This is a genomic window from Pseudomonas sp. 21615526 (assembly GCF_013386245.1).
Classification (GTDB): domain Bacteria; phylum Pseudomonadota; class Gammaproteobacteria; order Pseudomonadales; family Pseudomonadaceae; genus Aquipseudomonas.
Map to the genome: position 1 here is coordinate 38,083 of NZ_JACAOM010000043.1, position 13,211 is coordinate 51,293.

Annotated in this window: 12 protein-coding genes; 3 read left to right on the forward strand and 9 right to left on the reverse strand. The window is 61.5% G+C overall.

Features of this window, described 5'->3' with window-relative positions; all coding sequences use genetic code 11:
• Window positions 1-46: 46 nt before the first annotated feature.
• A complete protein-coding gene (locus tag HX786_RS14530; RefSeq protein WP_256344538.1) occupies window positions 47-2,068 on the forward strand; it encodes a pilus assembly protein TadG-related protein in 2,022 nt (673 codons plus the stop codon).
• Here HX786_RS14530 and HX786_RS14535 read toward each other — a convergent pair.
• Window positions 2,065-4,812 (reverse strand): PAS domain-containing sensor histidine kinase, encoded by a 2,748-nt coding sequence (locus HX786_RS14535; protein WP_178912263.1) that lies wholly within the window; start codon window positions 4,810-4,812, stop codon window positions 2,065-2,067. The genes HX786_RS14530 and HX786_RS14535 overlap by 4 nt on opposite strands.
• On the reverse strand, window positions 4,809-5,249 hold the full coding sequence (locus tag HX786_RS14540) for a TadE/TadG family type IV pilus assembly protein (protein WP_003212919.1): 441 nt from the start codon (window positions 5,247-5,249) through the stop codon (window positions 4,809-4,811). Before HX786_RS14540 ends, HX786_RS14535 begins: the two co-directional genes overlap by 4 nt.
• A gap of 71 nt (window positions 5,250-5,320) precedes the next feature.
• Here HX786_RS14540 and HX786_RS14545 point away from each other — a divergent pair, with 71 nt between their 5' ends.
• Together HX786_RS14545 and HX786_RS14550 are read left to right on the forward strand one after the other, a co-directional pair.
• The gene (locus tag HX786_RS14545) at window positions 5,321-5,806 is read left to right on the forward strand and encodes a prepilin peptidase (protein WP_003212917.1); all 486 of its coding nucleotides are present in this window, start codon (window positions 5,321-5,323) and stop codon (window positions 5,804-5,806) included.
• 114 nt (window positions 5,807-5,920) lie between these two features.
• Window positions 5,921-6,709: a response regulator transcription factor gene (locus tag HX786_RS14550; protein WP_003212915.1), complete on the forward strand. Its 789-nt coding sequence runs from the start codon at window positions 5,921-5,923 to the stop codon at window positions 6,707-6,709.
• Here HX786_RS14550 and HX786_RS14555 read toward each other — a convergent pair.
• From HX786_RS14555 to HX786_RS14585, 7 genes are read right to left on the reverse strand one after another with little or no spacing between them, the layout of a single operon-like run.
• On the reverse strand, window positions 6,706-6,978 hold the full coding sequence (locus HX786_RS14555) for a DUF3613 domain-containing protein (RefSeq protein WP_008439006.1): 273 nt from the start codon (window positions 6,976-6,978) through the stop codon (window positions 6,706-6,708). The two genes, HX786_RS14550 and HX786_RS14555, sit on opposite strands and share 4 nt — an antisense overlap.
• A gap of 22 nt (window positions 6,979-7,000) precedes the next feature.
• The gene (locus HX786_RS14560) at window positions 7,001-7,723 is read right to left on the reverse strand and encodes a tetratricopeptide repeat protein (protein ID WP_087693100.1); all 723 of its coding nucleotides are present in this window, start codon (window positions 7,721-7,723) and stop codon (window positions 7,001-7,003) included.
• 11 nt (window positions 7,724-7,734) lie between these two features.
• A complete protein-coding gene (locus HX786_RS14565) occupies window positions 7,735-8,619 on the reverse strand; it encodes a type II secretion system F family protein (RefSeq protein WP_003212910.1) in 885 nt (294 codons plus the stop codon).
• Between the two features lies 1 nt (window position 8,620).
• On the reverse strand, window positions 8,621-9,505 hold the full coding sequence (locus HX786_RS14570) for a type II secretion system F family protein (protein WP_003212908.1): 885 nt from the start codon (window positions 9,503-9,505) through the stop codon (window positions 8,621-8,623).
• A gap of 11 nt (window positions 9,506-9,516) precedes the next feature.
• Window positions 9,517-10,788, reverse strand: a complete 1,272-nt coding sequence (locus HX786_RS14575; protein ID WP_008438997.1) for a CpaF family protein — start codon at window positions 10,786-10,788, stop codon at window positions 9,517-9,519.
• On the reverse strand, window positions 10,785-11,975 hold the full coding sequence (locus tag HX786_RS14580) for a pilus assembly protein (RefSeq protein ID WP_177008345.1): 1,191 nt from the start codon (window positions 11,973-11,975) through the stop codon (window positions 10,785-10,787). The genes HX786_RS14575 and HX786_RS14580 overlap by 4 nt, the downstream gene beginning before the upstream one ends.
• Window positions 11,972-13,195, reverse strand: a complete 1,224-nt coding sequence (locus HX786_RS14585) for a type II and III secretion system protein family protein (RefSeq protein ID WP_008438995.1) — start codon at window positions 13,193-13,195, stop codon at window positions 11,972-11,974. The genes HX786_RS14580 and HX786_RS14585 overlap by 4 nt, the downstream gene beginning before the upstream one ends.
• Window positions 13,196-13,211 lie beyond the last annotated feature (16 nt).

Genomic DNA, 13,211 nt, shown 5'->3' on the forward strand with positions numbered 1-13,211 from the left:
CACAGGAGAGTAAGCGCTCGGCAGTGTGCCGGCAAAGGAGTGCTCGATGTCTCTTCGACTTCGTTCCGGTCACCACGCCGGGCCTGCAAGGCAGCGCGGTGCGGTTGGCTTGGTGGCGGTCTTGACCCTGGGCATGGTGCTGGTATTCATGTTGCTGGTGGTTGATAGCAGCCGTTTGTACCTGGAAAAACGCCAGTTGCAGGGGATTGCCGATATGGCGGCACTGGAGGCAGTGCAGCGTAAGGGGGATTGCCTGCCCGCCACCAATACCGCGCCCACCTATGCCGGTGCCAGCGCAGTGCGCAACGGTTATGTCATCCCGCCAGCAAACGCCCTGATAGTGAAATGCGGCGTGCTGACCACCGGCGCCACCAACCAGCGGGTGTTCTCCGCAGACGCGACCAAGACCGATGCCATCCAGGTAACTGCCTCGCGCCCGATCATGACCAGCGTTGCCGGGGGTGTCTGGGCGTTGTTCAGTGGTAGCGGCTACAACTTCAACACCCAGTTGTCTGCCGTCGCGGTGGCGGCGCCGAAGATCCTGCCGCCTCAGGCGCAACTGACGATCAAATCGACCCTGGTCACCGTGGACTCGAGCAAATCAGCAGCACTGAACCTGTTGTTCGGCCAACTCTTGGGCGGCTCACTGAACCTGAGCGTGGCAGGCTGGCAGGGCCTGGTAGACACCAACATCAACTTGCTCAGCTACCTCAACCAGTTGGCGTTGAACGTGGGCGTCACGGCCGGAGCCTACGATCAACTGCTGACCAAGACGGTCAAGATCAGTCAACTGGTCGACGCAGCCATTACGGTGCTCAGTGCCGGAGGCAATACGACCAGCGTGGCGGTCAGCGGTCTTACCAGTATCAACGCGATAATCGGCAACCTTGATGTCACCCTGGGCAGCCTGCTTCAGCTGCAAACGGGGGCGGTGTCGGCGGGGCTGAACACCAGTTTGAACGTATTTCAACTGGCCGAAGCCTTTGTACAACTGGCCAACACCAAGAACGGCGCGGTAGCTACCATCCCCATGAATATCCCGGGCCTGCTTAACGGCGGGGTCCAGTTGAAAGTGATCCAGCCGCCACAATTGTCGGCGATCGGTGACCCTACCTATGCCAAGGACAAGACTCCAGCGACGCGTATTTATGTGAAAACCGCCCAGCTAAGCCTGGGCCTGACCCTGGGGCTGCCAGTGCTGAGCTCTCCGGCGGTGGACCTCGCGTTGAATGGCCTGGTCGGACCGCTTTCCGACGTATTGAACAACCTGTTGAGCTTGAACCTGGGCGGAACAATCAATTCGGTGTTGTGCCTGCTGGGTGGCTATTGCCAGATGACGAGTTTGCAGGTGTTGTCGTCTTCCTCAAATCCACCGGCTGCCAGAATAGACGTGGTACTTCAACTGGGTACGGCGGAAAGCTATGTCACCGGGTTTACCTGTGTCAGCGACGCGACGAAGACCCTGACTACCCAAACCAACGCCTCGATTGTTACCGTACAAATTGGTCAGAGCCCGCAGTTGATCAACGCGTTTAACAGCAACACCGTGCTCAATCCGATTCCGCCTTTACCAGTGGTGGATATCGGGGCCATTACCTGTTTCAGGCCCTTGCTGGGGCTCGGCCCGACGACGTGCGACCCTGCGACCCGCAAGCCGTTTTACGGTGGTGGTATTGGCCTCAGCATCAATAGCTCGGTGGGCGCTGCGACGAGTGCTTTGCCTTCCCACACGTACCCCCAACCGCCGGAAATCAACCTGCCGCCGCAGTACTACGCCTCATCGACAGCCAGCCTTCTCAGCGCGATCAGTAACGCGTTGAGCGGTATCCAGTTCCAGGTCTACAAGCCAACGGGGTTCAATCTGCTGGGAGGGTTATTGACGACGGCGGGCACAGTGCTCAACGGGCTCAACAGCACCTTGGGCACCGTGATTGGCGGAGTGCTCAGCCCTATTCTGGACCCGGTGGTGAACAGCCTGTTGTCGAACCTTGGGGTTAACCTGAACGCGGTGGAAGTGGGCGCCAATCTCAGTTGCCGGCCCCATGGGCAAGCGGCCCTGGTGAATTAGGCTTCAACCACCGGCAACTCCACACAGAACTTCGCCCCATGCTCGCTGTTGGCGACGCTCAACCGGCCGCCCATGTTCTCGACAATGCCGTAGCTCACCGACAACCCCAGGCCGGTGCCCACGCCAATCGGCTTGGTGGTGAAGAACGGCTCGAAAATCCGCTCCAGCAGCCGCGGGTCAATCCCGCCGCCGTTGTCCTCGACCCAGATGCGCACGTGGCGGCTGTCGTGCTCGATCTGCACCGAGATCCACGGTTGCAGGTCGCGGTCGTGCTCGCGTTTGCTCAGCAGGGCATCGCGGGCGTTGACCATCAGGTTGATCAGCACCTGCTCCAGCTGGTCGACATAGCCTTTGACCTGCACCGCAATGTCCGTCTGCGTCACCCGCAGTTCTATGCCTTTGCCACGCAGGCCTTCCGTGAGCAGCGACAAGGTGCCTTCCACCGCCTGCGCCGGGTTGAAGGGCTGTTGTTCGACTTCAGAGCGGCGGCCGAACACGCGCATATGGTCCACCACGCGGGCGGCTCGCTGGACCTGGGAATCGATGCGTTGGAGTTTTTCCGTCAGGTAGTCGATCTGTGCATCACCGTTGCTCAAGCGCTTGAGCACGTTGACGATGGCCATGCGCATCACATTCAACGGCTGGTTGATCTCGTGGGCCAGGCCGGTGGCCATTTCGCCGAGGGTGGCCATTTTGGCGCTTTGGGTCAGTTGCTGCTGGGAGCGGCGCACTTCAGTGTTGTCGCGGCCCACGGCCTGCACTTCCTGCAACTGGCCCTGTTCGTCGAACACGCCCCGGTCCGACCACACCCACCAGGCATGTGTGCGCCCCGGCAGTTGCAGGCTGATTTCGGCGGTGCTCACGGGGAATTCCGGGGTGAGCTGGCGGATGCGCAGTACAAACGCCTCGTGTTGTTCGTCCGACAACCATTGGCGGAGGTTCATGCCCGGCAGCTGTCCAGGCAGGCATTCCATGTAGTTGGCCAGGGGCGTGTTGCCGAAGGTCAGGGTCAGGTCCGGAAGGTAGCGGCAGATCATGGCCGGGGAGTCTTCCACGAGGATTCGATAGCGCTCCTCGCTTTCCTTGACCCGTTGCGCCGCCAGGGTCGTCTCGGTCACATCCAGCCACAGGCCCACGGCTTCCACGGGCAACCCGAGGTCGTCGCGCAGCAGCCGGGCTTCATCCAGCAGCCAGTGGTAATTGCCCTGTGTGTCGAGCACCCGGTAGCGACTGCGCACGCTGCCTTCGCGCAGCAGTTGGCGGGTACGGTCGAAGTAGAGGTCGCGGTCTTCGGGGTGGATCCACTGGTTCAGCGTCGCCGGGGTGAAATCGGCCAGGGTGCGGCCAAGCAGCGGCAGCAAACTGTCGCTGAAGAACACCGGTTGCAGCGTGCCCTCGACGTAGCGCTGCACATAGATCACAGCCGGGGAACTGGCGATCAGGTTATCCAGGCGTGCGTGGGCGGCGGCGGCCTGTTGCTCCTGGTTTTTTATGTCGCTGATGTCGAGCATGAAGCCCACCAGGCGGCGATGCTCACCCGAGCCCAACGCTTGCCCCTGCACGCGATACCAGATGGGGTTAAGCGCCGCGTCGGCACGTTGCAGGCGCACGCTGGTGGACAGCGGTTTGCCCAGGGTCTTCAGGTCTTGCAGGCGGCTGGCGAGTTCTTCCCGGTCGGCAGGGTGAATCAGCTTGAGCCACATGGGTAGCGACAGCTGTGTGATGGCCTCGCCTTGGCTCAGGGTGTGCAGCAGCGGTGGGGCGAGTTCGAGGTCTTCAGTGTGTGGGGACAGCTCCCACCAGCCGGTGCCGAGCAATCCTTGCAGCGCGTCGAGGCGTTCCAGTTGCTGTTGATGGCGCAGTTCGCGCAGGCGGCCGAGCAGCGGTGCCGCGAGGGCGGCGGTCAGTTGCAACCAGTCACGGTCGCTGGTGTGTTCCTGGCGGTGATACACCCCGCACAGCAGCCATGCGCCCACGCCCAGTCCATCGCGGTAGGGCACCAGAAAACCATCGGTATTGCCAAACAGGCCTTGCAGGCGTGGGTGTTCGCTGTGGCCACGGTTTACCTCCAGGCTCACTGGCGCCGTGCCGCCCAGGCTGTCGAGGCTGGAGCCCAGGGCTTGGCCGTTGCTCCAGAGTACCGGCGCATCGTGGGCGGTGTAACAGCCCTCGATGCACCACGCCTGGCCCTGCTCATCCTGCAAGGCGATGGCGACGCAGGGGATGTGCCAGTGCTGGGAAATAGCCTGCAGAGTGTCTTGCAGTACCTCGGGCCGGCGCACCAGGCTGCAGACCCGCAGTTGCTCGCTGATCTGGTCGCTCACCCGTTGATTGTGTTCGCGCACCTGGGTGAGTTGGCGATGGGCAATCAGGTCGCCAATGTCGAGCAATTGCAGGAGCCAACCCTTGCCTTCGGGTTGAACCCAGCCACGGGTATGCAGGGTTTGCCCGGCGAGCCCCTTGAACTCCAGGTCCAGGCTTTGCCCCTGCCAGTCGCTGGGCGTGCCCTCGATCACCAGGCGGCTCGCCGCAGTGAGGTAGTCGAGCAGCGAGGGTGCCTGTTGCTGTTGCGCAGCGGGGTGTTCGAGTCGATGGCGAAGCGGGCCATGGACATCCACTACGCGGCCCTGGGCGTCCAGGTAGAACAACAACGCGGCGGTTGCCGGGATCGCTGCCGGTGCGTCAGCAGGCAGCTGGTTGCCGCGTCCGAGCAGGCGGCCGAAGAGTTTATCGCCTGAGGTCAAAACTGCATGCTCGACTGGGCGGACAGCATGGGAGGCAGGGCGGGGACGGTACCGATGCCTGGCAGTACCAGGAACGGCAGCACACTTTGGAGGCTGGACGTCGGGTAATTGATGTACACCGTCAACACGCCTGACGAGTTGTAGACGGCCGTCACGTACCCGGGAAGGAATTTGAACTGGGAGGGGATCCACGCCAGTTGTGCCTGCGCCGCACTGACGGCCTGCAGCGGCAGTGCCGTGACGTAGCCAGGCGTGGCGGGGTCCAGCGCGACGCTACGTCTTACGCCTTCGGCGGCGGCCTGGGTAAAGGACTGCATCAGCAATAACGGCAAGCTGTAGCTGACCAGGCCATAAAAAATCGCAAAAAAAATCATGAAGACCATCGCGAACTCCAGCGCGGCGGCACCTTTTTGCTTTTTAGCGAGGCCTTTTTTCATGACTCGTCTACCCTGACTACTACTACCTGATATCAGCATAGAATCATTCAGCAAAAAGGGATTTTTTTTACGTGATTCAAAGCCTCGTCCTGGTCGTTTGGCTCGCGCTGTGCGCTGTGCAAGATATCCGTCTACGTCAGGTCTCCAACCGTTTGACCCTCGGCGCAGCCTTGCTGGCGTTGGGTTACCTGTTCTGGAGCGGTACGACCTGGCTCGGTGCGCCGGCTGTCGAGGGCGGCGTGGCCTTTGTCCTGGCGTTGTTGTTCACCCTGCCGGGGTACGCGCTGGGCCGCCTGGGCGCCGGTGACGTGAAGCTGATCGCGGCATTGGGGCTGGCAACCGACTACCTCTACGTACTGGGCACTTTTATCGGCGCCGGCCTCGCGAGCGCAGCCTGGCTGTTGCTGGCGCCCAGGGTGTGGCCGCTGATGAATCAAGGGCTTAGGAATACCTTGCAGTACCTTGATCCGGCACATTCGGCCAGGCAGCCGTTCGTGCCGTTTTTACTGATCGGTTTTTGCCTGTCCTGGTTTTGGATCCCATTAGTCGCCACGTAGGGTATCGCTATGTACATAGTAGGAAAGTACGTCTACGTTTATGGGTAAGTTGTATAGGAAAAATGGTCGGAATGGATACATCGGTCCTTTTGCTTGCCAGGCATGGAGTAGCGCGTGAACAAGCTTACCTCTCAAGTGAAAGTGCTCGTGGTGGACGATCAGCCTTTGATCGTGGAAGAGCTTTGCGAATTTCTTGAAAGCAACGGTTACCGTTGCGTCCCTTGCGCATCCAGCCAGGAAGCCATCGAGCGTTTTCGCGACGATGCCGAGATCGGCCTGGTGCTGTGCGATCTGCATATGCCCGAGATGGATGGCATCGAACTGGTCCAGGCCCTGCAACACTTGGCCGGCAAGCAACGGGTCTTTGAGGCCATCATGCTGACCGGGCGTGCAGACAAGCAGGACGTGATCAAGGCCTTGCGCGCCGGGATTGCCGATTACTACCAGAAGCCGATCAATTTGGGCGAGCTGCTCGAAGGGTTGCAACGCCAGGTGGTCGCGCTGCAGGACCGACAGAAAGATCTCGACCTGGGGCACCTGAACCAGAAGCTGCAGTTTCTCTCGGCGTCCATCGATGACCTTTATCATGACCTCGACAAGGTGCGCAGCAGTCCGCAATCCGGCCTGTCGACTGAAGCCGAGGGTGAAGTCAGCGACACTGACCGGGTTGAAATACCGGCGATCTTCAATCAGTTGTCGCCCCGCCAACTGGATGTCGCAAGGCTGGTAGGCAAGGGCCAGACCAACTACCAGATTGCCTGTGAGCTGGGCATCACTGAAAACACCGTGAAACTCTACGTGTCCCAAGTGCTGCGCCTGACCCATATGCACAACCGAACCCAGTTGGCGCTGGCGTTATCGCCGAACAATTCTGCGGCGCGCCAGCGCGTCACTGCGCATTAGTTGTTGCTGCCTGGGGTGTTGCCGCCCAGTTTCTGGTCGTAGTACTCAGGAATAGGGTGTTTGTAACTGTCCAGCAGGCGTTGCATGGCCTGGTCGCGTTCAGCGGGCGTGGCCTTCTGCCGGATGGGAGATGCGCGTTCGCCACTGACCTGCAGTTGCAGCCAGCCTTCGGTCTGTTTTTGCTGTGGCGAAGAAGGCCCCGGCTCAATAGCCAGCACCGTCAGCGGCAGGCTGGCGAACAGCAGCGTGGCGAGCAGTGTGAATTTCATCGTGTGTACTCCCTTCAGAGACCTATTTGACCGGCGCTTGCAGCACGTCGCCTACGGTTGCGACCTGATCTTTTGGCGCTGTCGTCGGTGAGACGGGCGCCTTGAGTTGCTGCGCCCGGGCCTGGGCTTGCGTCACTTGTTCCGGGCTCAGGCCCATGCGGCTGGCCACTTGTGCGGCTTGTTCCCAGTTGTCCTGGTAGATCATCAGCGTCACCAGATTGATCGCCGCCAGTTGATCGCTCTGCTTGAGCTCCATGGCCGTCAAGAATTCGAAGCGTGCATCTTCCACGCGCCGTTGATTGAGGTACACCACGCCCAGGTCGTTGCGGATTTTCTCATCGGTGGGCGACATCCTGGCCGCGCGTTGCAAGTGCGCCATGGCCTGGCCGTTGTCTCCCCTGGCCGCTGCCAGCTGGCCGAGCCCGTGCTCGCCTTCGGCAGCCATGCAGGTGCCGAGCAGGCTGCGGTACAACGGTTCGGCTTCGCTGCGGCCCAGCAGGCGGTACACCTTGGCCTGGCGCTGGCGCACCTGTGGCAGGTTGTCCGGCAGGTTTTGCAGGTTGGCCAGGCTGGCGTGCAGCTTGCCCTCGTTGGCCATGTCGTCGGCCAGGTTCAGCGATAATTCCTGATCGGAGTTGGGCTTGGCACAACTGCCCTGCGCGCTGAAACCCGCCCACGGCAGTTGCCCGTTACTGGCGCAACCACTTAACAACAACAGGCTGCAGGCGACCATCAATGTCTTCATTGCATGTCCTCTCAAGGCACGAAGGCTTTGGCGATGGCGATAAAGCCAGGGCCGGCCAATACGATCAGTAATGCGGGAAACAGGAACAGCATCATCACCACGGACATTTTGGCGGACATCTTGGAAATGTATTCCTGCAGGCGGGTCAGGCGCCGGTCATCCAGCAACTGCTTGAGCGATTGCAGCGACTTCATCGCCCCGCCGCCCTGATGCAGAAGTTGCTGGAGGATCAGGCACGTGTCGCTGAGTTCATCGACGTCCAGCATCTGGCTGGCCTTGTTCAATTCCTCCCCCAGTTCCAGCCCGGAATCGACGCGTGCCAGCACCAGGCGCAGTTCGGCGGTCAGTACCGGCAGCAACTTTTGCGCGTCGTAGGCCATGACCCGCAGCGCCTGCTCCACGGCCATGCCTGACTCAAACAGAATGCGCACCAGGGGGATGAAGGTCGCTACTTCCCGGGAGATTTTCCCCTGGCGCCTTTTGGCGAGTGCCACCAGTATTCGCTTGGGCAGCAGGTAGCCGATGATCAGGCCCAGCAGGGAGATCACAAACTCATGCTCGGTGCCGGGAAAGAACAGCTCCAGTGTCATCGCGGTCAGCCCCAGCAAAACTATCGGTGAACCGATCTGGCAAGCGGCGAACATCGAGCGTTGGCTGGTTTTTCTCCAGCCCATGCGGTTGAGCAGGATTTGGGTTTCGTTATCGAGGCTGATGGTGCGCTGGCCGATCCGGGTGCTGCCCAACTGGTGCAACCACTCACTCATTTTGTCATTGCGGCCTGGCTCGCCCTGCAGCCGCTGGGCGACCACGCGTTGTTGACGACGACTGCTCAGGATATTCGCCAGCAGCAGTGATAACGCGGCAAGAAACAATACGGCACTGATCAGTATCGCCATCTCAGATACTCCGCAACATGCGCCACAGCGCCACGCATCCGATGACTTGCAAGGCGAACGCACCGAGCATCAGGCGTTGGCCGCTGTGGTCATCCCACATGGCCATCAGGTACGTCGGATTAACGAGCAGGAAGTAGCCCGCGACACTCACCGGCAGTACCGCCAGCACCAGCGCGGTCACCCGGGTTTCACCGGTCATGGCGCGTAATTGCCGTGCGCCCTGGTCGCGCTCGCGGATCATCTTGATCAGGTTTTCCAGCAGCTCACTGGCGTTGCCGCCGTAGCGGTGGTTGACCTTGAGGCCCAGGGCAAACAGGCGCAATTCATCCTGTTCATAAAACTCGGCATAGTCATGAGCGGCCTCCGGCAGGCTGACACCCAATTGCACATTGCGCTTGATACGACCCATGGACTTTTTCAACGGGTCGTCACTGGCATCGATTCCGCTCAGGATGGCGTCCGCCAGGGTGCGTCCGGATTTCAGGCTGCGTACGGCGTGATCGAGCAATTGCGGGAGTTGTTCGATCATCCGGCGCAGCCGCCGCTGGTAGCGTACGGCGATGTACAGGCGCAGTGCCAAGGGCGGTGCCGCCACCATCACAAACAAGCCTATCCACTGGCCCACGAGCCCCCCCAGCAGGGCGCCAAAGGCCCACAGGGTCAGCCACAGGCCGAGGCGCTCGGTTGGCCGGCCGAGGCCGGCACGGATAAACGTGCGTTCCAGGCTGGTGGTCACCGCGTTGTCTTTCATGGCCTGGGGTTGCCCTTCGGCCAGGCGTTCCAATACCCGGTCGGTCTGGGCCTTGCGCAAACCGTTGCGCATCAGGCCTATCCCCAGCACCAGAAGGGCCACGGCGAGCAGGGCGAGCAGAATCGGACCGATCATCGGGTTGCCTCCTACACCGGCAGGTGACCTTCGTGACGCAACTTGTCACCGGCCGGGTTGACCGCTTCGCGCAGGAAGCCAAAGCCGGTGCGCTTGTCGTGGCGAAACAGGGTGTTGGTGACGTACACGTCTTCGCGGATGCCCACCACTTCCACCACTTCGCTGACACAGCGGCGGCCATCGGGCAGGCGCGTCAGCTGGATCACCACATCCAGCGCCGCGCAGATCATTTGCCGCAGGGTTTTTTCCGCGACGACCCGGCCGGTCAGGCCCACCAGGGTTTCCAGGCGCAGCAAGGCGTCCTGGGCGTTGTTGGCGTGCACGGTACTCATCGAGCCGTCGTGGCCGGTGTTCATGGCGGTCAACACATCGATGACCTCCACGCCCCGGATCTCGCCGAGGATGATGCGGTCGGGGCGCATCCGCAGGGCGTTGCGGATCAAGTCACTGGCCTTCACTTCCCCATGCCCCTCGGCATTGGGCGGGCGGGTTTCCAGGCGCACAACGTGGGGATGGCCCAGTTGCAACTCGGCCACGTCTTCGATGGTGACCAGGCGCTCGCGGGGGTTGATCAACTGGCTGAGAATGTTCAGCAGTGTGGTTTTACCGGTGCCGGTACCGCCGCTGATCAGGATGTTGCAGCGCTTGCCGACGGCTTCCTTGAAAAAGTCGAAAATGGCCTGGTCGATGGTTTGCATGGCCACCAGGTCGCTGCTTTTAAGCATGTCCTTGCGAAACTTTCGAATCGACAGGCACGGCCCGTCCAGGGCAATCGGCGGAATGATCGCATTGACCCGGCTGCCATCGGGCAGGCGCGCATCGACCATCGGCGACGACTCATCCAGCCGGCGTCCCAGGGGTGCGAGGATGCGCTGCATGACCCGCTCGACATGGTGGTCGTCAATGAAGCGCAAGTCACTTTGTTGCAGCAGGCCATCGCGTTCGACGAATACCCGGTGCGGGCCGTTGACCAGGATCTCGGTGACGGTCGGGTCGCGCAGCAGCACTTCCAGCGGGCCGAAACCGGTCAGCTCATCGACGATCTCTTCGGCCAGGCGCTCCATCTCATAGCGGGAAATCGCCAGGTGCATACGTGTGATGTATTCGGCCACCTTGTCGATCACAAACTGCGCCAGGGACTGGCGTGTGCCTTCCAGCAGATTTTTTCCCGAATCCTCGATGGCATCGATGATGTAGCGATGCAGCACCAGCTTCAGGCCGTCGTGATCAGTGTTGCCGACGTTGCCGCGCGGGGCGACGCCAAACAGCTTCTCGCCGTTCATTTGGTCCTCAGAAGGCGGTTGAGCCAATTGGTGGAGGGTTTTTCCAGGCCCTCGGAGCGTTTTGCCAGGCGCTCACCCAAGCCGCGCAACGTCTGTGTCAGGGCTTCCCGTGGGGCCAGGGCGAACAGGGTCTGGGCCTGGTTCTTGGCACTCAGGCGCACTTCCGGGCTCCAGGGCAGGACGGCGATTACTTCCAGCCCGAAGCTCTTGCCCAGTGCCTCCGAGTCCGGGGCGGCCCCCTTTAGGTAGCGGTCTACCAGCAGGCGGGCATGGTCGAGTTTCATGCCTTTTTCCCGCCACAGGTTGAGTACGGCCAGGTTGCGGCGGCAGTCCGGCACGCTTTGGTCGGTGCACCACAGCAGTTTGTCGCAATGGCTGACAAAGGTGCGCAAGGCTTCGCTGTCGGGTTGGCCGGTCAGGTTCACCACGATGTGCTGGAAGTGCTGGCGCAGGGCGCTGAGCAACATGTACAGCTCGGCCGCGCTGGTACGCTCCAGGGGCTCGTCGTTGTTGTGGTAGGCGAGGATGCGCAGACCGGCTTCGGCGGTGGTGAAGGCGCTGTTGATCAGGGTTGAGTCCAGGCGCCGCAAGTGACGCAGGGCGTCGCCGAAATGAAAAGAACTCTCCAGCCCCAGCAGTGCGAGGCTGTCAGCGAGTGGCAGGCCCAGGTCGAGCAACAGCGTTTGCTGCCCGCTTTTTTGCACCACCAGCGCCAGGTGGCTGGCGATCAGCGCGCCGTCGGCATTGCCTTGGGTGCCGTAGAGCACGGTCAGTCCGCCCAAATGGGTATTCGGGGTGACCGCCGGCAAGCGTTTGCTCAGGCGCCGAACCAGGCCGGCAACCTCACTGGAGCGCGAGCCGTAGGCCACGAAATCCCGTGCGCCGGCGCGCATCGCGTTCAGTACAAGCTGGTTGTCCATGCCATCGCCCAAGGCCACGATGGCAAGCATCGGCTTGGCTTCCAGGGCACCTTCGATCAGGGCGCACTGGGTGGTGACGTGTTCCCGGTCCAGGCCGATGAACACCAGGTTGGCGAACGTCACGTCTACCAGTGCCAACAGTTCGTCGAGGCTGCCGGCACCGGCGCTGACCACTTGCCCCAGGGGCGCGAGTGCGCCCTGAAGCCATTCCAGATCCGTGGTGTTGCGGGTAATTGCCAAAAAGGTCTGGCTCAGGCTCTCACTCATTCGGACAGTCCACTGCGGCGGTCGAAATTGCCGTTTTCGAGGAAATACAGGCGGTACCAGTTAGGATCGTAATTGCGCAGCTTTTCCCCTGGCAACGAAGGCAGTTGGGCGTTGGCCGCCAAGGGCTGCACGAGGTGCGGGGTGACGATCATCAGCAGCTCTTTTTCCTGGCGATTGATGCTGGAGTCGCGAAAGAATGCACCGAGGATCGGGATGTCACCCAGGCCCGGGAATTTGCTGACGCTGGAGGTGTTGTTGGTGCTGATCAGGCCGCTGATCACGAAGCTTTCGCCGTCGGCCAGGGAGATGCTGGTGTCGGTGCGCCGGATGGTCAGCGCCGGCACGGAGATACCCTGGATGTTGACCGCGTTGGTGTAGTCCAGCTCACTGACCTCTGGCGCGACCTTCAGGGAAATTCGCCCATGGTCGATGACGGTCGGGGTCAGGGTCAGGCGAATACCGAACTCTTTGTATTCGATGGAGATGGTGTTGCTGCCGCTGCTGGGCACCGGGATCGGTACTTCACCACCGGCGAGGAAGGTCGCACTTTGGCCACTGAGCGCCACCAGGCTCGGCCGGGCCAGGGTGTAGGCAAAGCCGCTGCTTTCCAGGGCGTTGATCATGGCCGAGACACGTCCGCCGCCAAAGCCGATGTTGAAGGTGTCGTTGTTCACCGGGAGCCCACGGAATCCTGTGGCCGCGGCGTTGGCAACATTGTTCGGGGCGCCGAACAGAAAGTTGCCACCCCGGCCAAATATCGAGGTACTGGCCTCCTTGAGTTTGGTGCGGCTCACTTCCACAAAGCGGATGTCGGTTTGCACCTGGCTGGGCAGGGTCGGGTCATCGGACGGCGACAGGGCCAGGCTGGTCAGGGCCGACGTGGCCTTGCCCTTGACGAACACCATGCTTTGGCGCGGGCTGCTGGAGCAGGCCGTCCAGACCATCAGGCTGGTGGTGCCCGAGGCGATGCCGGTGAGCAGGAACGCCTGGTTGCCGTTGACCTGCACATCGGCCACTTTCGGATCGCCAATGGCCAGCCGCGTAATCGGCACCGGCGACTGGATAGCCTGTTGAGCGCCTTCACCCACCTCCAGCACCGCCGGCAGTTGGCCCAGGCCCGTGCAGTTGCCGGGTGCTGCCAGTGCAACGCCGACAGGCAGGCTCAGGGTGAGAAGTGCCCAGAAAATTCGCGAAAAAGACCACACGAAACGACTGCTCATTCAAGGCATCCTTAGC

Coding starts and splice junctions, on each gene's coding strand:
- HX786_RS14530 (WP_256344538.1), top strand. CDS start 47: ATGTCTCTTCGACTTCGTTCCGGTCACCACGCCGGGCCTGCAAGGCAG.
- HX786_RS14540 (WP_003212919.1), bottom strand. CDS start 5,249: ATGAAAAAAGGCCTCGCTAAAAAGCAAAAAGGTGCCGCCGCGCTGGAG.
- HX786_RS14555 (WP_008439006.1), bottom strand. CDS start 6,978: ATGAAATTCACACTGCTCGCCACGCTGCTGTTCGCCAGCCTGCCGCTG.
- HX786_RS14560 (WP_087693100.1), bottom strand. CDS start 7,723: ATGAAGACATTGATGGTCGCCTGCAGCCTGTTGTTGTTAAGTGGTTGC.
- HX786_RS14565 (WP_003212910.1), bottom strand. CDS start 8,619: ATGGCGATACTGATCAGTGCCGTATTGTTTCTTGCCGCGTTATCACTG.
- HX786_RS14570 (WP_003212908.1), bottom strand. CDS start 9,505: ATGATCGGTCCGATTCTGCTCGCCCTGCTCGCCGTGGCCCTTCTGGTG.
- HX786_RS14575 (WP_008438997.1), bottom strand. CDS start 10,788: ATGAACGGCGAGAAGCTGTTTGGCGTCGCCCCGCGCGGCAACGTCGGC.
- HX786_RS14580 (WP_177008345.1), bottom strand. CDS start 11,975: ATGAGTGAGAGCCTGAGCCAGACCTTTTTGGCAATTACCCGCAACACC.
- HX786_RS14585 (WP_008438995.1), bottom strand. CDS start 13,195: ATGAGCAGTCGTTTCGTGTGGTCTTTTTCGCGAATTTTCTGGGCACTT.